The sequence below is a fragment of the Microbacterium meiriae genome, from assembly GCF_040702565.1.
Lineage (GTDB): Bacteria > Actinomycetota > Actinomycetes > Actinomycetales > Microbacteriaceae > Microbacterium > Microbacterium meiriae.
Genome location: NZ_JBFBLJ010000001.1, coordinates 1,024,805 through 1,043,374 on the forward strand (window position 1 = coordinate 1,024,805; position 18,570 = coordinate 1,043,374).

General features: G+C 70.3%; 22 protein-coding genes and 4 tRNA genes. 10 read left to right on the plus strand and 16 right to left on the minus strand.

The window, feature by feature from the left end:
- Window positions 1-53: 53 nt before the first annotated feature.
- The 7 genes from AB0310_RS04955 to pdxS form a co-directional block, all read right to left on the minus strand.
- Window positions 54-455: a preprotein translocase subunit YajC gene (locus tag AB0310_RS04955; RefSeq protein WP_327036709.1), complete on the minus strand. Its 402-nt coding sequence runs from the start codon at window positions 453-455 to the stop codon at window positions 54-56.
- A gap of 72 nt (window positions 456-527) precedes the next feature.
- Complete coding sequence (gene ruvB / locus AB0310_RS04960; protein ID WP_259954516.1) at window positions 528-1,553, minus strand: Holliday junction branch migration DNA helicase RuvB; 1,026 nt, start codon at window positions 1,551-1,553, stop codon at window positions 528-530.
- Entirely contained in the window at window positions 1,546-2,166 is a 621-nt protein-coding gene (gene ruvA, locus AB0310_RS04965; RefSeq protein WP_259954517.1) for a Holliday junction branch migration protein RuvA, read from the minus strand. The genes ruvB and ruvA overlap by 8 nt, the downstream gene beginning before the upstream one ends.
- Before the next feature lie 9 nt (window positions 2,167-2,175).
- A complete protein-coding gene (gene ruvC / locus AB0310_RS04970; protein ID WP_187661526.1) occupies window positions 2,176-2,760 on the minus strand; it encodes a crossover junction endodeoxyribonuclease RuvC in 585 nt (194 codons plus the stop codon).
- A gap of 45 nt (window positions 2,761-2,805) precedes the next feature.
- Entirely contained in the window at window positions 2,806-3,567 is a 762-nt protein-coding gene (locus AB0310_RS04975) for a YebC/PmpR family DNA-binding transcriptional regulator (RefSeq protein ID WP_187661527.1), read from the minus strand.
- A 173-nt stretch (window positions 3,568-3,740) separates the two neighbouring features.
- Complete coding sequence (gene pdxT, locus AB0310_RS04980) at window positions 3,741-4,331, minus strand: pyridoxal 5'-phosphate synthase glutaminase subunit PdxT (RefSeq protein ID WP_259954519.1); 591 nt, start codon at window positions 4,329-4,331, stop codon at window positions 3,741-3,743.
- Window positions 4,321-5,214, minus strand: coding sequence for a pyridoxal 5'-phosphate synthase lyase subunit PdxS (pdxS, locus tag AB0310_RS04985; protein WP_366236692.1), 894 nt, complete (start codon window positions 5,212-5,214; stop codon window positions 4,321-4,323). The genes pdxT and pdxS overlap by 11 nt, the downstream gene beginning before the upstream one ends.
- Before the next feature lie 89 nt (window positions 5,215-5,303).
- Here pdxS and AB0310_RS04990 point away from each other — a divergent pair, with 89 nt between their 5' ends.
- Both AB0310_RS04990 and pdxY read left to right on the plus strand, forming a co-directional pair.
- Entirely contained in the window at window positions 5,304-6,611 is a 1,308-nt protein-coding gene (locus AB0310_RS04990) for an aminotransferase class I/II-fold pyridoxal phosphate-dependent enzyme (protein WP_366236693.1), read from the plus strand.
- Between the two features lie 46 nt (window positions 6,612-6,657).
- Window positions 6,658-7,509 carry a pyridoxal kinase PdxY gene (pdxY, locus tag AB0310_RS04995; RefSeq protein WP_187661531.1) on the plus strand — a complete coding sequence of 284 codons (852 nt, stop codon included), beginning with the start codon at window positions 6,658-6,660 and terminating at the stop codon, window positions 7,507-7,509.
- A 31-nt stretch (window positions 7,510-7,540) separates the two neighbouring features.
- On the opposite strand, the gene AB0310_RS05000 is transcribed toward pdxY, so the two are convergent.
- From AB0310_RS05000 to AB0310_RS05010, 3 genes are all read right to left on the minus strand, one after another.
- A complete protein-coding gene (locus tag AB0310_RS05000; protein WP_187661532.1) occupies window positions 7,541-8,095 on the minus strand; it encodes an HIT family protein in 555 nt (184 codons plus the stop codon).
- A complete protein-coding gene (gene thrS, locus AB0310_RS05005; RefSeq protein ID WP_366236923.1) occupies window positions 8,092-10,032 on the minus strand; it encodes a threonine--tRNA ligase in 1,941 nt (646 codons plus the stop codon). The genes AB0310_RS05000 and thrS overlap by 4 nt, the downstream gene beginning before the upstream one ends.
- A gap of 121 nt (window positions 10,033-10,153) precedes the next feature.
- Window positions 10,154-10,513 carry a YnfA family protein gene (locus AB0310_RS05010; protein ID WP_366236694.1) on the minus strand — a complete coding sequence of 120 codons (360 nt, stop codon included), beginning with the start codon at window positions 10,511-10,513 and terminating at the stop codon, window positions 10,154-10,156.
- Between the two features lie 50 nt (window positions 10,514-10,563).
- On the opposite strand from AB0310_RS05010, the gene AB0310_RS05015 reads away from it, so the two are divergent.
- From AB0310_RS05015 to AB0310_RS05040, 6 genes are all read left to right on the plus strand, one after another.
- Complete coding sequence (locus tag AB0310_RS05015; RefSeq protein WP_366236695.1) at window positions 10,564-10,941, plus strand: DoxX family protein; 378 nt, start codon at window positions 10,564-10,566, stop codon at window positions 10,939-10,941.
- Window positions 10,938-12,287, plus strand: coding sequence for a cryptochrome/photolyase family protein (locus tag AB0310_RS05020; protein ID WP_366236696.1), 1,350 nt, complete (start codon window positions 10,938-10,940; stop codon window positions 12,285-12,287). Before AB0310_RS05015 ends, AB0310_RS05020 begins: the two co-directional genes overlap by 4 nt.
- A gap of 49 nt (window positions 12,288-12,336) precedes the next feature.
- Window positions 12,337-12,942, plus strand: a complete 606-nt coding sequence (locus AB0310_RS05025; protein ID WP_292796246.1) for a hypothetical protein — start codon at window positions 12,337-12,339, stop codon at window positions 12,940-12,942.
- A gap of 110 nt (window positions 12,943-13,052) precedes the next feature.
- Window positions 13,053-13,673, plus strand: a complete 621-nt coding sequence (locus tag AB0310_RS05030) for a copper resistance CopC family protein (RefSeq protein ID WP_366236697.1) — start codon at window positions 13,053-13,055, stop codon at window positions 13,671-13,673.
- A gap of 11 nt (window positions 13,674-13,684) precedes the next feature.
- On the plus strand, window positions 13,685-14,215 hold the full coding sequence (locus tag AB0310_RS05035; RefSeq protein ID WP_366236698.1) for a copper chaperone PCu(A)C: 531 nt from the start codon (window positions 13,685-13,687) through the stop codon (window positions 14,213-14,215).
- The gene (locus AB0310_RS05040) at window positions 14,215-15,441 is read left to right on the plus strand and encodes a Dyp-type peroxidase (protein ID WP_366236699.1); all 1,227 of its coding nucleotides are present in this window, start codon (window positions 14,215-14,217) and stop codon (window positions 15,439-15,441) included. The genes AB0310_RS05035 and AB0310_RS05040 overlap by 1 nt, the downstream gene beginning before the upstream one ends.
- A 10-nt stretch (window positions 15,442-15,451) precedes the next feature.
- Here AB0310_RS05040 and AB0310_RS05045 read toward each other — a convergent pair whose 3' ends face one another.
- Both AB0310_RS05045 and AB0310_RS05050 read right to left on the minus strand, forming a co-directional pair.
- Complete coding sequence (locus AB0310_RS05045) at window positions 15,452-16,204, minus strand: MBL fold metallo-hydrolase (protein WP_366236700.1); 753 nt, start codon at window positions 16,202-16,204, stop codon at window positions 15,452-15,454.
- Entirely contained in the window at window positions 16,201-16,701 is a 501-nt protein-coding gene (locus AB0310_RS05050) for a DUF6098 family protein (protein WP_232089024.1), read from the minus strand. Before AB0310_RS05050 ends, AB0310_RS05045 begins: the two co-directional genes overlap by 4 nt.
- Before the next feature lie 190 nt (window positions 16,702-16,891).
- Here AB0310_RS05050 and AB0310_RS05055 point away from each other — a divergent pair, with 190 nt between their 5' ends.
- Complete coding sequence (locus tag AB0310_RS05055; RefSeq protein ID WP_259963067.1) at window positions 16,892-17,365, plus strand: DUF4383 domain-containing protein; 474 nt, start codon at window positions 16,892-16,894, stop codon at window positions 17,363-17,365.
- A gap of 106 nt (window positions 17,366-17,471) precedes the next feature.
- Here AB0310_RS05055 and AB0310_RS05060 read toward each other — a convergent pair whose 3' ends face one another.
- The 4 genes from AB0310_RS05060 to AB0310_RS05075 all read right to left on the minus strand — a co-directional run bounded on the left by AB0310_RS05060 (window position 17,472) and on the right by AB0310_RS05075 (window position 18,294).
- The gene (locus tag AB0310_RS05060) at window positions 17,472-17,792 is read right to left on the minus strand and encodes a hypothetical protein (RefSeq protein ID WP_232089025.1); all 321 of its coding nucleotides are present in this window, start codon (window positions 17,790-17,792) and stop codon (window positions 17,472-17,474) included.
- Window positions 17,793-17,996: 204 nt separating this feature from the next.
- Window positions 17,997-18,071 (minus strand) — tRNA-Val (locus AB0310_RS05065).
- A gap of 27 nt (window positions 18,072-18,098) precedes the next feature.
- Window positions 18,099-18,169, minus strand: a tRNA-Cys gene (locus AB0310_RS05070).
- A 52-nt stretch (window positions 18,170-18,221) separates the two neighbouring features.
- A tRNA-Gly gene (locus AB0310_RS05075) sits at window positions 18,222-18,294 on the minus strand.
- Between the two features lie 151 nt (window positions 18,295-18,445).
- Between AB0310_RS05075 and AB0310_RS05080 the strand changes: the two genes are divergently transcribed.
- A tRNA-Val gene (locus AB0310_RS05080) sits at window positions 18,446-18,518 on the plus strand.
- Window positions 18,519-18,570: the final 52 nt, after the last annotated feature.

The window sequence follows — 18,570 nt, forward strand, 5'->3', positions numbered from 1 at the left end:
GTGTTCAGCTTTCTGGAAGGACGGGGATCCGGGAGGCCGTGACGGCCCGCGTGCTACTTGTCGTCGGCGTCCCGCTCGAGGCGGGCGCGGGTCTCCTCCGGCGTCTCCAGCGCGGGAGCGGCGGTCTCGTCGACGATGTGGTCGTCCGCGCCGGCGAGAGGCGCGTCGACGATGGCGTCCTTGGGCTCCACGACACGGAGGATGGCCTGGCTGTGCACCTCGATGACGGTGCCGGGCGCGATCTCCACGAGGGCCGGGGAATCGAGGTCTTCGGCGTCGTACGCGACGATGGTGCCGTAGATGCCGCCCTGCAGCAGGACCTTGGCGCCGGGCACCGTCTTGGTCGCCTTCTCCTCCTGCTCGGCCTTCATCTGCCGGGTGCGCTTGCGCGTGTTGAAGATCATGAAGATCAGCAGGACGGCGAGGAGTCCGAAGAGGACAAATTCCATGGGCATGGGGATGGCGCCTTTCTCAGGTGCACGCACCAGCCTTTGGGCGCACAGCGGTATCGGGGAAGTCTTCAGCGATTATAGGTCATCCAACTTCAGCATCCCGTCCGGGTGCGCCACACCGAGGTGGTCGTAGGCCTCCGGCGTCGCGACCCGCCCTCGGGGCGTCCTGCCCAGGAAGCCGATCCGGACGAGATAGGGCTCGACCACGCTCTCGACGGTCTCCGGCTCCTCTCCCACCGCCACCGCGAGCGTGCTCAGGCCGACCGGTCCGCCGCGGAACCGACGCACCAGGGCCTCCAGCACCGCGCGGTCCAGACGGTCCAGTCCGATCGCGTCCACGTCGTAGAGGTCGAGGGCCGCCCGCACGCCGCTGAGCGTCGCCTCGCCGCCACCGTGCACGAGCGCATAGTCGCGCACGCGGCGCAGCAGCCGGTTCGCGATGCGCGGGGTCCCGCGGGAGCGTCGCGCGATCTCGGAGAGCGAGTCCGTCGGGAGGTCGACGCCGAGCACCGCAGCGGAACGGCCGATCACCCGCTCCAGCTCCCCCTCATCGTAGAACTCGAGGTGCCCGGTGAAACCGAACCGGTCCCGCAGCGGATTGGGCAGCAGCCCGGAACGCGTGGTGGCACCGACCAGGGTGAACGGAGACAGCTCCAGCGGGATGCTGGTCGCCCCCGCGCCCTTCCCGACCATGATGTCGATCCGGTAGTCCTCCATGGCGAGGTACAGCATCTCCTCCGCCGACCGGGCCATGCGATGGATCTCGTCAATGAAGAGGACCTCGCCGGGCACGAGGCTCGACAGCAGCGCCGCCAGATCCCCGGCGTGCTGGATCGCAGGCCCGCTGGACATGCGCAGCGGACGCTCGCTCTCGTGCGCCACGATCATCGCCAGCGTCGTCTTGCCGAGTCCGGGAGGGCCGGCGAGCAGGATGTGGTCCGCAGGGCGCGATTGGATGCGGGCCGCCTCCAGGAGGAGCTGCAGCTGTCCCCGCACCTTCTGCTGCCCCACGAACTCGTCGAGGCTCGAGGGGCGGAGGGCGCCCTCGATGGCGAGTTCGGACTCGTCCGTCGGCTCGGTCGGATCGAGGGCGTCAGCCACGGCCCTGGCCTGCCTGCGCGGGTCCGAGCAGCGCGAGCGTACGCCGCAGGAGGAGGGCGACCGACGCGCGCTCGGTGTCCGTCGCATCCGTCGCCGTCTGGGTCGCCGCCTCGGCTGCGACCTTCTCCGACCAGCCGAGCCCGACGAGCGCCACCGTCACCTGGGTGACGATGTCCCCGCCTCCGGCCGCCGCAGGAGCCGACGGCGCAGCCACGGGCTGCACCTTGCCGGCGAGCTGCACGACGATGAGCTTGGCCGTCTTCGGGCCGATGCCGGAGACCCGACGGAACGGAGCGTCGTCCTCCGCGGTCACCGCCTCGGCGATCTGGTCGGCGGTGAGGTGCGACAGCACGCCGAGCGCCGACTTCGGACCGACCCCGGTGACGCTGAGCAGCAGGCTGAAGATCTCCAGCTCTCCGCGGTCGGCGAACCCGAACAGGGACAGCGAGTCCTCCCGCACGATGAGGCTCGTGTGCAGCAGGAGCTTCTCCCCCACCGTCGCGGTGTGGGCGACATCGGCCGGGACCGCGACCGCGAAGCCCACGCCGCCGACGTCGATGATGACCTGGTCCGGCGTCGTGTGCAGCACGGTGCCGTGCAGAGAGGAGATCATCCTCTCAGTCTAGGAGCCGGCTCGTAGATATGTTCGAGCGACACGCTCCGCGTCGGCCCATGCGCGCTGCGCGGGGGTCAGGCCGCCGCCCGCGCGGCTCGACACCGGGGCGCCGCGGCGCCAGGCGTGACAGAGGGCGATCGCCAGGGCATCGGCGGCGTCGGCCGGCTGCGGAGGGGCATCCAACCGCAGGATCCGCGCGATCATCGCCTGGACCTGACGCTTGTCGGCGGAGCCGTACCCGGTGACGGCGGCCTTGACCTCGCTCGGCGTGTGGGTCGCCGCCGGCAGGCCCGCCTCTGCGGCGATCAGGAGCGCGACACCGCTCGCCTGCGCGGTGCCCATGACCGTATGCGTGTTCTGCTGCGCGAACACCCTCTCGACCGCGACCGCATCGGGTCGGTGCTCGGCGATCGCGGCGCGGATGCCCGCCGCGACGACGGCGAGGCGGTCGCCGATCTCCGCATCCGGGGCGGAGCGGATCACCCCCACGTGGACCAGCGTGCCGCGGCGGGCACGGTCGACATCGACGATCCCGACACCGCACCGGGTCAGTCCGGGGTCGATGCCGAGCACGCGCAGCGAAGTGGTCACCCGATCAGGCTAGGCCGCGTGCGCCGTCGCCGGCTCGCGCCGCGCCTACGCGTCGTCGTTCTCGAGCTCCGCCTGGACCTCGGCCGACAGATCGAAGTTGCTGAAGACGTTCTGCACGTCCTCGCTGTCCTCGAGCGCATCGATGAGGCGGAACACCTTGCGGGCGGTCTCGGCGTCGATCTCGACCTTGAGGTTCGGCACGAACTCGACGTCCGCCGACTCGTAGTCGATCCCGGCGTCCTGCAGGGCCGAGCGGACGGCCACCAGGTCGCTCGCCTCGGTGATGACCTCGAAGCCCTCGGCGTGCGGCTCGATCTCCTCGGCGCCGGCCTCCAGCGCCGCCATCATGACGTCATCCTCGGTGGTGCCCTCGGAACCGACGACGATGACGCCCTTGCGGCTGAAGTTGTACGCGACACTGCCCGGGTCGGCGAGGGTGCCGCCGTTGCGGCTGAGTGCCGTGCGCACCTCGGCCGCGGCGCGGTTCTTGTTGTCGGTCAGACACTCGATCATGAGCGCGACGCCGTTGGGCCCGTAGCCCTCGTACATGATCGAGGTGTACTCGACGGCCTCGCCGCCGATGCCGGCACCGCGCTTGATGGCGCGGTCGATGTTGTCCTTGGGGACGGAGGTCTTCTTCGCCTTGAGCACCGCGTCGAAGAGCGTCGGGTTGCCCTGCAGATCGGCGCCGCCCAGCTTGGCCGCGACCTCGATGTTCTTGATGAGCTTGGCCCAGGACTTCGCACGGCGCGCGTCGATGACGGCCTTCTTGTGCTTGGTCGTGGCCCACTTGGAATGCCCGGACATAAGTCTCCGCTCGTCGTCTGCGCCCCGGAACGCCGCCCAGGGCGTCGTCCAGTCTATCGAAACGTGCCGCGGCACCGCTCCGGTTCCGCTGGCACAGGCGTTCGCGCGAGTTCAGGCATCTGCGCGCGGAGGCGCCTGTTCTCCCGCGCAGGCCTGAACTCGCAGTCGCGAAGTCAACGGCGGGAGATCCGATCCAGGAAGCGCCGGTGGAACCGCGTCTCGTTCGAGATCTCCGGGTGGAAGCTCAGGCCGAGCAGCCCGTCCTGCTCCACGGCGACCACACGGCCGTCCGGCAGCGTCGCGAGCACCGAGGCCCGCGGCCCCACCGCCTCCACGACAGGTCCGCGGATGAAGGCTGCGGTCACCGGCTCGTGGAACGCGGGCACCGTCAGCTCCGCCTCGAACGACTCGGCCTGCCGCCCGAACGCGTTGCGCCGCACGACCGCATCGAGTCCGCCGAAGCTCTGCTGCCCGTCGATCGCGTCGATGACCTCATCGGCCAGCAGGATCAGCCCCGCGCAGGTGCCGAGCACCGGCATCCCGCCGGCGATCGCGTCACGGATCGGCTGCTGCAGCCCGAACAGCCGCGCCAGCTTGTCGATCACGGTCGATTCGCCGCCAGGGATCACGAGGCCGTCGACCCGGGCGAGTTCCTCGGGCCGACGGACCAGAGCGACGTCGGCGCCGAGGGCCTCGAGGAGCACGGCATGCTCCCGCACGTCCCCCTGGAGCGCGAGGACGCCGACGCGCGGACTACCAGCCACGCTCGGCGAGGCGGTGCGGCGCGGGCAGGTCGCTCACATTGATGCCGACCATCGCCTCGCCCAACCCGCGGGACACCTCGGCGATCACCTTCGGGTCGTCGAAGAACGTGGTGGCCTTCACGATGGCCTTCGCCCGCTCGGCGGGATTGCCGGACTTGAAGATGCCGGAGCCGACGAACACGCCGTCGGCGCCGAGCTGCATCATCATCGCCGCGTCGGCCGGGGTCGCGACCCCACCGGCAACGAACAGCACCACGGGGAGCCTCCCGGTCTCGGCGATCTCCGCGACGAGCTCATAGGGCGCCTGCAACTCCTTCGCCGCCACGAACAGTTCGTCCTTCGGCAGCGCGGTCAGCGCGGCGATCTCTCCCCGGATCTTCCGGATGTGCTTCATCGCCTCGGACACGTCACCCGTGCCGGCCTCGCCCTTGGAGCGGATCATCGCCGCGCCCTCGTTGATGCGGCGCAGCGCCTCCCCCAGGTTCGTGGCCCCACAGACGAACGGCACGGTGAAGCCGAACTTGTCGATGTGGTTCACGTAGTCGGCGGGCGAGAGCACCTCGGACTCGTCGATGTAGTCGACGCCGAGCTCCTGCAGCACCTGCGCCTCGACGAAGTGCCCGATCCGCGCCTTCGCCATGACGGGGATGGACACCGCGTCGATGACGCTGTCGATCATGTCCGGGTCGCTCATCCGCGAGACGCCGCCCTGCGCGCGGATGTCCGCGGGGACCCGCTCCAGTGCCATCACGGCGACGGCGCCGGCGTCCTCGGCGATCTTCGCCTGCTCGGCGGTGACGACGTCCATGATGACGCCGCCCTTGAGCATCTCGGCGAGACCGCGCTTCACGCGTGCGGATCCGGTGGTGGGCTGCTCGGTCATGGGGGTCTCCTGTCGGATGATCCGAAATGGTTTTTGATCTAGATCAAAGGTAGCACTGTCCGCTCCACCTAGAATCTCGGAGGAGGATCATGAGCGAGCAGATAAGGGGAACCACCGCGGCCGAGATCGCGGACAGCGTGCGCGCCCTCCGGGACCGCGGCACGCTCCGCCCCGGCGAGGTCCTTCCTCCGGTGCGCGAGCTCGCGGCGACACTCGGTGTCAACCGGAACACCGCGGTCGCCGCCTACCGCCAGCTCGCGCAGGCGGGACTCGTGCATTCGCGAGGGCGCGCGGGCACCGTGCTCGCCGGCGTCGACGTCGTGCCGCAGGAGGGCTACGCGCCGGACACCGTGCTCCGCGACATCGGCACGGGCAACCCCGACCCTTCTCGGATCCCCGACCCGTCGCAGGCGCTCGGCACGATCGGCCGCCGCCCCGTGCTCTACGGCGAGCCGGTGATCGACCGCGGTCTCGAAGCGTGGGCACGGGAGTGGATGGGCGCCGACCTTCCAGGGCAGGACTTCCGCGTCACCGTCACCAGCGGGGCCGTGGATGCCGTCGAACGGCTGCTCGCCCAGGCCCTGATGCGGGACGACGCGGTGGCCCTCGAGGACCCCTGCTTCCTCGCGAGCATCCATACCGTGCGGCTCGGCGGGTACCGGGCCGTCACGGTACCGGTGGACGAGGAGGGCATGACGGTCGACGGCCTCCGTGCCGCTCTGGACGCGGGTGTCCGCGCCGTCATCTGCACCCCGCGGGCACAGAACCCGACGGGCGTCAGCCTCTCCTCCGCCCGGGCCCAGGCGCTGCGTGAGGTGCTCGCCGACCACCCGTACGTGCTCGTGATCGAGGACGACCACTTCTCCCTGCTCTCGCAGCGCCCGTACGAGTCGCTGATCGGCCCGGAGCACCGACGGTTCGCCCTGGTGCGCTCGGTGTCGAAGTTCCTGGGCCCTGACATGTGCCTGGCCCTCGCGGCGACCGATCCCGAGACCGCTGAGCGCCTGGCGATGCGGCTCAGCCCCGGCACCACCTGGGTGAGCCACCTGCTGCAGCGCCTCACGCTCGCCCAGCTCACCGACCCCGCCGTGCGCGAGGAGATCGCGGAAGCAGGTCGGCACTATGCCGCGCGGAACGCCGCCTTCGCGGAACGCCTGCGCGCGGAGGGGATCGACGCCGCGGACCCGGACGGCCTGAGCCTGTGGGTCGGCTTCGCCAAGCCGGCGCGCGCCATCGCCGACCACCTCATGCGCCGGGGCTGGCTCGCGCGCACCGGCGACGACTTCGCGCTGGACGAGCGCGCCGAGCCTTCGCGCCACCTCCGCCTGACCGTGCACGACCTCTCCGAGGACGACACGGAGACCCTCATCGCCGACCTCATCGCCGCCGGACGATGACCACCCGACGCGGGCACCGGCCCGCCCAGAATGAAAGGGACCGGGTATGAAGATCCTGTCCATCCAGTCCGCCGTCGCATACGGTCACGTCGGCAATTCAGCGGCTGTCTTCCCGCTCCAGCGCATCGGCGTCGAGGTGCTGCCGGTCTACACCGTCACCTTCTCGAACCACACCGGGTACGGCGCCTGGCGCGGCCCGCTGATCGACCCCGCCGATGTGGGCGAGGTCATCACCGGCATCGAGGAGCGCGGCGTGTTCGGTTCCATCGACGCCGTGCTCAGCGGCTACCAGGGCAGCGAGGGCATCGGCGACGTCATCATCGACGCGGTCGCCCGGGTGAAGGCCGCGAACCCCACGGCGCTGTACGCGTGCGACCCGGTCATGGGCAACGCGAAGTCCGGCTGCTTCGTGGCTCCGGCCATCCCGATCCTGCTCCGCGAACGCGTGGTGCCGGTGGCCGACATCATCACGCCGAACCAGTTCGAGCTGGGCTTCCTCACCGAGACCGAGCCCGACACGCTCGAGTCGACCCTCGCGTCGGTCGACCTCGCGCGGGCGATGGGGCCGCGCACGGTGCTCGTCACGAGCGTCGAGCGGCCGGACCGCGAAGAGGGCACGATCGAGATGCTCGCCGTGGACGACGCGGGCGCGTGGCTCGTGCAGACCCCGCACCTGCCGATGAAGGCGAACGGCTCCGGCGACGTGACGGCGGCGCTGTTCACCGCGCACTACGTCGCGACCGGCAGCGCGCAGACCGCTCTGGAGCGCACCGCCTCCAGCGTCTACGACCTGCTGCAGGCCACGCTCGACTCGGGCGAGCGCGAGCTGCAGCTCGTCGAGGCGCAGGAGTTCTACGCGAACCCGCGGATGCAGTTCACCGCACGCCAGGTGCGCTGAGTCCCCGGAACGGGGACCCCGACGCGACGGCTCAGCGGTCGGCGGGGGGCCACGCCTCGGCGACGGCCTCCCGCACCTCGCCGAGGAGCTGCGGGAGCGCCTTCGTCTTGGCGATGATCGGGAAGAAGTTCGCGTCCGAGCGCCACCGCGGCACCACGTGCTGGTGCAGATGCGCGTCCACGCCCGCTCCAGCCACCGCTCCCTGGTTCATGCCGAGGTTGAAGCCGTCGCAGCCGGAGACCTCGCGGAGCACGCGCATCGCGGTCTGGGTGAGAGCGCCGATCTCGGCGACCTCCTCGGCCGTCGCCTGGTCGTAGGTGGCGATGTGCCGGTACGGGCAGACGAGCAGGTGACCCGAGTTGTACGGGAAGAGGTTCAGCAGCACGTACGCGGTCTCCCCGCGCGCCACGATGAGCCGCTCGGCATCCGGGTACTTCGGTGCCTCGCAGAACGGGCATTCCTCGCGTAGCGGCTCCGGCCCGGCCTGGATGTACGCCATCCGGTGCGGGGTCCACAGCCGCTGGAACTCGTCGGGCACCCCGACGAGACGGGAGGCGTCCTCGAGGTCCGCCTCACCGTCCGTCATGCGAGGTCTCCCGCCTTCAACACCAGCGCGTGCGAGGCGATGGCGGCGCTGATCCGGCGCACCGCGTCGGCGACCGGCACGCCGTTCTCCTGCGTGCCGTCGCGGAAGCGGAACGACACCGTCCCCGCGGCACGATCCTGCTCCCCCACGATGAGGATCAGCGGCACCTTCGCGGTGGTGTGATTCCGGATCTTCTTCTGCATCCGGTCGTCGGAGTGGTCGACGTCGGCCCGCACGCCCGCCGCCCGGAGCTGCGCGATGACGTCGTCCAGGTAGTCGCCGTACTGCTCGGCCACCGGCACTCCCACGACCTGGCTGGGCGCGAGCCAGAGCGGGAAGTCGCCGGCGTAGTGCTCGAGGAGGATCGCGAAGAAGCGCTCGACGGAGCCGAGGAGCGCCCGGTGGATCATCACAGGCCGGTGCTTCTGCCCGTCGGGACCGGTGTACTCCAGCTCGAAGCGGTCGGGCTGGTTGAAGTCGAGCTGGATGGTCGACATCTGCCAGGTGCGGCCGATGGCGTCGCGGGCCTGCACCGAGATCTTCGGGCCGTAGAAGGCGGCGCCGCCCGGGTCGGCCACGAGCTCGAGACCCGACTCGATCGCGACCTCGCGCAGCGTGTCGATCGCCGTCGCCCACTGCTCGGGCTCGCCGAGGAACTTCGGGTTGCCCTCCTCGTTCGTCGAGAGCTCGAGGTAGAAGTCGTTGAGGCCGTAGTCGCGGAGCAGGTCGAGCACGAGGTTCAGGTTGGTGGTGAGCTCCTCCTTCACCTGGTCCTGGGCGACGTAGATGTGCGCGTCGTCCTGGGTCAGACCGCGCACGCGGGTGAGCCCCGACAGCGTGCCGCTCTTCTCGTAGCGGTAGACCGTGCCGAACTCGGCCAGACGCAGCGGCAGCTCCCGGTAGGAGCGCCCGCGCGAACGGAAGATGAGGTTGTGGAACGGGCAGTTCATCGGCTTCAGGTAGTAGTCCTGGCCCTGGCGGGTGACGTTGCCCTCGTCGTCGACGACCTCGTCGAGGTGCATCGGGGGGAACATGCCGTCCGCATAGGTCTGCAGGTGCCCGGACGTCATGAAGAGATCCTTCTTCGTGATGTGCGGGCTGTTGACGAGGTCGTAGCCGTTGCGCAGCAGGTGCTTGCGCAGGTTCTCCTCGATCTCGTAGCGGATGATGCCGCCCTTGGGATGGAACACGGCCAGTCCCGAGCCGATCTCGTCCGGGAACGAGAACAGGTCCATCTCGGCGCCGAGCTTGCGGTGGTCGCGACGCTCGGCCTCGGCGATGCGCTCCTGGTAGGCGCGCAGCTCGTCCTTCGTCGGCCATGCGGTGCCGTAGATGCGCTGGAGCTGCGGGTTCTTCTCGCTCCCCCGCCAGTACGCGGCGGCGATGCGGGTGAGGTCCCAGCCATTGCCGATCATGCGCGTGTTGGGCAGGTGCGGACCGCGGCAGAGGTCCTTCCAGACGACCTCGCCATCGCGGGTGGTGTTGTCGTAGATCGTGAGCTCACCCTCGCCCACCTCGACGGATGCCCCCTCGGCGATCTCGCCCTCGGAGGCCGTCGACGGGCCCTTGAGCCCGATGAGCTCGAGCTTGAACGGCTCGTCCGCGAGCTCCGCACGAGCCTCCTCGTCGGTCACGACGCGACGGACGAAGCGCTGGCCCTCGCGGACGATGCGCTGCATCTCCTTGGAGATCGCCTTGATGTCCTCGGGCGTGAACGGGGTGTCGACGCCGAAGTCGTAGTAGAAGCCGTCGGTGATGGGCGGACCGATGCCGAGGTTCGCCTGCGGGTTGATCCGCTGCACCGCCTGCGCGAGCACATGCGCGGTCGAGTGACGCAGGATGTTCAGGCCGTCGGGGCTGTCGATCGTGACGGGCTCGACGTCGTCGGTGTCGGTGACCGTCGCAGCGAGGTCCTTCAGGACGCCGCCGACGCGCATGGCGACGACGTTTCGGTCAGAGAACAGGGCGAAGCCGTCGGTCGGCTGGGCGTTTTCAGGCACTGATCACTCCATCTGGGTCTGGATCTAGGCTACTCGTCCGCTCGCCGGTCGCCGACCGTCACGCGGCGGTCTCCGACAGCGGATCCGCGGCCGCCGGTGCGAAGATGATGATCGCCGCCCCGGCCAGCGCCACCACGGATCCGATCACGTCCCACGAGGTGGGGCGGAATCCGTCGACGATGACGCCCCAGGCGAGGGAGCCTGCGATGAAGATCCCGCCGTAGGCGGCCAGGACGCGGCCGAAGTTCGCGTCCGGCTGCAGCGCCGCGATGAACCCGTAGGCACCGAGGGCCGTCACCCCGAGGACGGCGAACAGCCACCCCCTGTCCTCCTTCACCGCCTGCCAGATGAGCCAGGCACCGCCGATCTCGGCGATGGCGGCGAGGAGGAAGAGGACGGTGATGCGCAGCACGGTCATCGCCTCAGTGTGACAGGCACGGCGTCCGACGGGGACGGTAGCGTGGGCGCATGACACGGACGATCGCCCGCTGGCTCCTTGCTCTCGCCCTCGGGACGATGGGCGTGCTGCACTTCACCCAGACACGCGGGTTCCGGGTCGTCGTGCCCGACTGGGCGACCCGCTTGACCCGGATGGCCAAGGACACGATCGTCCTGGCGTCGGGTGCGGCCGAGGTCGCGCTCGCGGCGGGCCTGGTGGCTCTGCCGCGGGAACGCCGCAAGATGGGGTGGGCGACGGCGGGATTCTTCGCCGCGGTCTTCCCCGGCAACTGGCATCAGTGGCGCACCGGGAGATCGACGCCCGGGCTCGACACGGAGCGGCGGCGGTTCGGCCGCCTGTTCCTGCAGCCTCTGCTGATCGCCTGGGCCCTGTGGGCGACCCGATGACCTCGCCCTCGATCGTCTGGTTCCGCGACGATCTCCGCCTGGCCGACAACCCCGCGCTGCGTGCTGCCGTCGACCGCGACGAACCGATCATCGCGCTCTTCGTCCTCGATGAGGAGTCCCCCGGCATCCGTCGGCTGGGCGGTGCCGCGCGTTGGTGGCTGCACCATTCGCTGGCCTCGCTCGCCGCGCGGCTGCAGGAGAAGGGGACGACGCTGGTGCTGCGGCGCGGGCCTGCCGACCGGATCGTGCGGGAGCTGGTCGCCGAGTCGGGCGCCGGAGCGGTCTTCTGGAACCGCCGCTACGGGGCGGCCGGGCGCGAGATCGACGCGGGGCTGAAGGCGACGCTGCGCGACGACGGTCTCCAGGTGGCGTCTTTCGCGGGGTCGCTCCTGCACGAGCCGTGGACGGTCACCACCGGGAGCGGCACGCACTATTCGGTCTTCACGCCGTTCTGGCGGGCCTGTCTGGCCCTTCCGGCCCCGCGCGCTCCGCTCCCCGAACCCCGCGAGCTCCCCGGCGCCGGGAAGCGGCTCTCCTCCGATGCGCTGGACGACTGGGGGCTGCTACCGACCGCCCCGGACTGGGCGGGCGGGCTCCGCGAGACATGGGAGCCCGGGGAGCCCGCCGCGCGCCGCCGGTTGCAGCACTTCCTCGCCGACGACATCCGCACGTACGACCACGCTCGCGACGCCCCGGCTGCCGGTGCCACTTCCCGGCTGTCTCCGCGACTGCGCTGGGGCGAGCTCAGTCCGTTCACCGTGTGGCATGAGGCGATCGAGGTCGACGGGGCGGGCGGATTCCTCTCGGAGCTGGGCTGGCGCGAGTTCGCCTGGCACACGCTGTTCCACTTCCCCGACCTCGCGACGAAGAACCTGCGGCGGGAGTTCGACGCGTTCCCGTGGCCTCCGCTGGATCCCGCACGTCTGGAGCTCTGGCAGCACGGCGAAACCGGAGTTCCCCTCGTCGACGCGGGCATGCGCGAGCTCTGGCACACCGGGTACATGCACAACCGGGTGCGGATGGTCACGGCATCGTTCCTCGTCAAGAACCTCCTCATCGACTGGCGCCTCGGCGAGGAGTGGTTCTGGGACACGTTGGTGGACGCCGATGACGCGAGCAATCCGTTCAACTGGCAGTGGGTCGCGGGTTCCGGCGCCGACGCCGCCCCGTACTTCCGCGTGTTCAACCCCGAGCTGCAGGCCAAGAAGTTCGACGGCGAAGGGCACTACATCGGGCGCTGGGCTGCGGACGCCCCCACCGAGCCGATCGTCGACCTCGGCGAGACGCGCAAGGCTGCGCTCGCCGCCTACGACGTCGTGAAGCGCACCGGAGCACCACGGGGCTGACGCGCGCCCCGGCCCGTCACGGACTCCGGCACATGGCAGACTGGTGGCCGTGAGCCCGTCCCGCAAGCCCGCCGTCGTGCGGGGCTTCGCGACCTCGTCGCTCGCGATCTTCGTGGCTCTCGCGGGTCACGTGAGCGGCGGCGGAGAGATGCCCGGCCCCTTGGGTATCCTCGTGCCCTGGCTGTTCGCCTTCATGGTGAGCGTGCTGCTCGCCGGACGGACGCTCTCCCTCACCCGACTCACCCTCTCGGTGGCTGTGAGCCAGTTCCTCTTCCACGTGCTCTTCGTGCTCGGCACGGTCACTCCGTCCGGCGTGGCGATCCGGCACGTGCACGGCGCACCGCTCGTGCTCCCCGCAGCCGAGGGCGCTGCGGTCGTCGCGACCGCGGACGCCGCGATGTGGCTCGGGCACGCCCTCGCCGCCCTCCTCACGGTGACGGCGCTCCACCGCGGCGAGCGGCTGCTCCTCACCGTGCGTGATCTCGCCGTCCGATTGATCCGCTGGGTGCGTCGGCGTGCGGACGTGACGCTCGCCCCGCGCTCCGCCACCTCTCCGTGTCGCCTGGCCGGGGTCTTCCTCGTCCGGACGGCCCATGATCTTCGGCTCCTCACCCCGCTTCTCGGGCGCGCACCGCCCTCTCTTCCCGCGCTCTGATCCGCGCCCACGGCTTCGCGCCGTGCGGTGCGTCCTCGCGCTGTCCCGGTGACGCGCGTCCGAACGCAGGTACCCACGTCGCTCGGCGACGTCTGAAGAGAGGCTCTTCCATGTCCCCTGTCCGCAGATTCGCGGCCGGGGCGGTGCTGGCGGCTGTCGCGATCCTCGCGACGGCAGCGCCGGCGACCGCCCATGACCAACTCCTCGAGAGCGACCCCGGCGACGGGGAGCATCTCGATGCTGCGCCCTCGAGCGTCACCATGACGTTCTCGGGCGAGCTCCTCGTCCTCGACGAGTCGACCGCCGGGGCCGTCGTCCTCGTCGTCGACGCGGAGGGCGAGGACTGGGCGACCGGCGAGGTGGAGGTGCGTGGCCGGAATGTCACCGCTGCCCTCCTGCCGGACATCCCGGACGGCGGGTACCAGGTGCGTTGGCAGGTCGTCTCCGAGGACGGGCATCCGATCGCGGGGGTCATCCCCTTCGCCGTCGGCGACGCCGTCCCGCTGGAGTCGACAGGGAATCCTGAGCCGACCGCCTCCGCCCCGGACGACTCGTCGACCGCATCGGATCAGAACGCAGACGAGACGGGCGACCCGATCCGGGTCCTGCTCGTCGGCGGGGCGGGAGCGGCACTCGCCGTCGCCGCCTTCGCCGTCCTCCTCATCCTCCGCCGCCGTCGCGCGGCCGCCGTGCCGCCGGAATTCGGCGACGACACGGCAGCGAACTCCTGAAAGGCATCATCATGAACACTCGCACTTCTCTTCCCCGCCTCGGCGCGGCGATCGTCCTCTCGCTCGTCGCGCTCACCGGGTGCACCGCGCCCACAGCCGAGACGCCGACCAGCGCCCCCGCCGGTGAAGTCCTCCGGATCGACGACGCCTGGGTCAAGTCGGCCGATGACGGCATGTCCGCGGGCTTCGGCGTACTCGTCAACGAGGGCGCGGCGGACGTGACGGTGACGTCGGTCACCTCCGCCGCCTCGCCGATGATCGAACTGCACGAGACCGTGGAGAACGAGGCCGGGGAGATGGTCATGCGGGAGGTCGCCGGGGGCTTCGTCGTCCCCGCCGGCGGCACCCTCGCCCTCGAGCCCGGGGGGAATCACATCATGATGATGGACCTCTCCGAGCCTCTGAAAGCCGGTGACGAGGTCGCGTTCACCGTCACCCTGTCGGACGACTCCACGTTCGAGTTCGCCGCGCCGGTGAAGGACTACTCCGGCGCGAACGAGAACTACGACGGCGCCGACGACCACGAGGGCATGGACCACTGATGTCCGCGCGCGTCTCGGGCGCCCGCGCCGGCCGCACCGGCTCGACTCGGCGGCAGTTCCTCCTCGGAGGGGCTGTCGCCGGTGTCGGGGCCGCCGTCGCGGTCGGGGCGGATGTCGCCCTCACGCGAGCGGACACGGAGGCTCCCGCGGCCCCCGCACCGCTCAACGGCTCCCTCACCGTCCCGTTCCACGGCGTCCATCAAGCCGGGATCGACACCGCGGCGCAGGCGCACGGCTCGTTCGTGGCGCTCGATCTGCGCCCGGAGGTCGACCGCGACGCGCTCCGCCGGCTCCTGCGGATCCTCACGGACGATGCGGCGAGGCTCACCCAGGGACGGTCGGCGCTCGCGGACTCGGAGCCGGAGCTCGTCGTCGCCCCTGCCCGGTTGACGATCACATTCGGCTTCGGTCCGGCGCTCGTGGCACGGGCCGGCGGCAGCACCCCCTCGTGGCTCGCGCCGCTTCCCGCCTTCCGGGTGGACCGCCTGCAGCCGGAGTTCTCGGACGGAGACCTGCTCCTCCAGATCGCCGCTGACGACCCCCTGACCGTCGCACACGCGCAGCGCATGCTCCTGAAGGACGCGCGCGGCTTCGCGACCGTCCGGTGGATCCAGCAGGGCTTCCGCCGCGCACACGGCACCGAGCGACCGGGGACGACCATGCGCAATCTCTTCGGACAGGTCGACGGCACGAGCAACCCGCAGCCGGGGACCGACGACTTCGAGCGCGTGGTCTGGAGTGATGACGGCTGGCTGGCCGGCGGCACAGGCATGGTGCTCCGGCGCATCCGCATGGACCTCGACGCCTGGGACCGTCTGGATCGCGGGGGACGCGAGGCCTCCGTCGGGAGGACCCTGCGCGAGGGCGCGCCGCTCACGGGGACGTCGGAGTTCGACGAGCCGGACTTCGACGCGACGACGGCCATCGGGTTCCCCGTCATCCCGGCGTTCGCGCACATCCGGCGCGCTCGCGGAGACGGGACGGAGCGCATCTTCCGACGGGCGTACAACTACGACGAGCGCCCGGCCGGAGACGGCGTCTCCGAATCCGGGCTGCTCTTCGCCGCGTTCCAGGCCGACGTCGCGCGGCAGTTCGTCCCCATGCAGCAGCGGCTCGACGAGCTCGACCTGCTCAACGAGTGGACGGTCCCGATCGGATCCGCCGTGTTCGCCGTCCCTCCGGGATGTGCGGAAGGCGGCTACATCGGGGAGACGCTCCTCGACTGAGGCCGAGGAGTCAGTGGGGTCCGCGTCGCCGCGCGGCGGCGACGGCGGGCCCCACGCCATCAAGGACGGGTTCTCCGTGGCCCGTCAGGACGACCCGCGCGCTCGTCCGTGCCAGGGTATCCAGCGACTCCATCGCCTCCGCGGTATCGGCCGTGGCCGCCCTGGCGACGATCTGCGGACCGGTCTCGCCGGTGTACGGGTCGAGCGTCACGAGGGCGTCGCCGGCAATGAGCACCCCGGACTCCTCGAACAGGTACGCGCAGTGCCCTTCCGTGTGCCCCGGAGTCCACAGGGCGATCGGGGTCCCGGGGGCGTCGATCGGATGCTCGTGCGTCACGCGAGGCTGCGCGTCGACGCCGCGGACGTTGAGCGCTCCGGCAAGAGCCATCCGGGTGGTGGTGGGGATCCCCCGCGGATGGGTGAGCACGTAGGGGACGCGAGGTGAGGCCGGACGGTAGCTGTAGGGGTGACGGGCCAGTTGTGCGTCGCGAGGGTGGACGAACACCGAGACCCCCTCCTCGTGGAGCCCGCGCGCGACACCGACGTGGTCGAAGTGCCCGTGCGTCAGGACGACCGCATCGATGTCGGTCTCCTTCGCCCCGAGGTGGCCGAGCAGGTCGCGCAGCACGCCCCTGCTGCGCGGCAGTCCCGCGTCGAACAGCGTGAGCCCGTCCGCGGTCTGCACGAGGTAGCAGTTCACGTCCGCCACACTGATGCCGAAGAAGCCGGGAACCACCTCCGTCCACTGCCGCCCTCTGCTCATTCCCGATCCTCCTCGTCGTCGGCGGGTCCGCGCCCCGCATCGAAATTGCGCTCGTACCGTTCCCTGGCCTCGAGCAGGACGTGTTCGCCGATGACGGCGATGGGCTCCACCTCTCGGAGCAGCGGCTCGCAGTCGGGCCCCCGGCCGCAGTGCTCGCCACGGAGGATCCAGGCGATGCGCTGCGGGTCCTTATCGGCTAGGTGCCGGTACTGACAGAGCTGGCGCGCGAGCCAGTCCTCCAGCGGACGCGTCCACCAGCGTTCGGCGTCCAGCGGGTTCACGGAGAGACCGGGCAGCTCGAGGCCGCTCTCCGTGTCGACGCTGGAACGACGGGCATCCGCATCCGGGCCCTCGGAGTAACGGACGTGCAGACCGGGGCATGCACGGACGACGGCGGCCAGTTGCGCCAGATGGTCGATGCGTCGCAATCCGGTCGCGGCGTCGCGATCGGATGTCGAGGCGAGGCCGCAGGTGCGGTCCAGAGCGGCATCGGTCATGGCCTGAGCGTACGAAGCGGTCCCCTCCTGCCGAGGGGGATTGACAATCCGCGGTTCTCGCCCACGTCGCAGCGGCGTCCGGGAACGGGCGCATGAAGTTACCGCGTGACTCCTGATGCGTCAATGCCCTCTCAGCGCGCGCACAGGAAGTCCTACGGTCGGGCAACCGCACCACACCCTGGAGGGGATCATGAGCGACACCACCCGCACCACCCGCTACGCCGGCACACCGATCCAGAAGACGGCGCTGATCATCGGCATCGTCTTCCTCATCGTGGGCATCGCCGGTTTCATCCCAGGCGTCACCCACTCGGCCGAGCACCTGCACGGCGCCGGAGCAGCGTCCGAGGCCCTGCTCCTCGGCGTGTTCCAGGTGTCCGTGCTGCACAACGTCGTGCACCTGCTGTTCGCGGTCGCGGGCATCGCGCTCGCCGCGTCGCCGCGCGCGTCCCGTCTCTACCTCATCATCGGCGGGCTCGCGTACCTCGTCGTCTGGCTGTACGGCCTCATCGCGGTCGGCAACGAGCAGCTGAACTTCCTGCCGGTGAACAACGCCGACAACTGGCTCCACCTCGGTCTCGCGATCGGCATGGTGCTGCTGGGCATCTTCGTCAGTCGAGAGCCGCGCGTCCCGCAGAACGGCGCGGGCACGGCGCGCGTCTGACGCTCACCCCACCCGGTCGGGACGTCCCCTCCTCGCATGACGGAGGGGGCGTCCCGTCTGTCGCGTCCGGCGTGGAGCCGGAGTGCGAGCGGTGTCCGCGGCCCGGTCACCCGTCCACGGGTTGCACGGCGTTCCCCCAGACCCAGCAGCGGTACGTGCGGTCACCGGCACGGAACTCGATGCCCGCTGCGAGCGGGGTGGAGCGGACGACCTTCGCCTCCACGCGGATCGCCTCCGGGCCGAACCGCACCCACGCCCGCACCCGCCGCTGGAGCGCGTGCGGATAGACGGTGACGGCGGACTCTCGCAAGGCGAGCTCGCGATCGGACAGGGACTGCAGGGGGCCCCGGCGCGCGGCGGCCTCGATGGCCTGATGCTGCGACCGCATGTCGTTGTACGCAGAGAGCGCGCGACCCGAGTTCCCCACACCGGCTCCTTCCTCCGGCCCCGTCCAGGATATCGATATTCGAACACATCTTCGAAGTCGATGTCGACGGCATCGACACGCAGATTCGCACCGAGGTCGCGGAGCTCCGCGATCGGGCTGCGACCTCGCGCGGATATGCGACCTCGCGCGCAGGGAGGAGAGCTGGGGGCAACAAAAAACCCCCGGCGAACCGGGGGTTTCAGGTGGTGCGCGATACTGGGATCGAACCAGTGACCTCTTCCGTGTCAGGGAAGCGCGCTACCGCTGCGCCAATCGCGCCCGTTGGGGCTATTCAGTTTTCCCGTGAGGTGGCGACGGGATTCGAACCCGTGTAAACGGCTTTGCAGGCCGGTGCCTAGCCGCTCGGCCACGCCACCGTGTGGATTGACCCCACGTGCCGCCGATCTTCGAGAAGATCTACTGCACTCGAGCGGATGACGAGACTCGAACTCGCGACCCCAACCTTGGCAAGGTTGTGCGCTACCAACTGCGCTACATCCGCATTTCGTTCCCGGTTGTCCCGGGCACTTATGAAACATTAGCCGATGATCCGCGCTCCGCCAAACCCGCAGCGAATCTCGCGCGTGTCTCCCGGACTGGTCATCGGAGCGCCTGACGGTCGGGTAGTATCGGTTGACGTACCCCACGGGTATGGGCGATTGGCGCAGTTGGTAGCGCGCTTCCTTCACACGGAAGAGGTCATCGGTTCGAGTCCGGTATCGCCCACCGAATCCCCTCCGAAGGCCCCGGTCATCCGGGGCCTTCGGCGTTTCCGCCC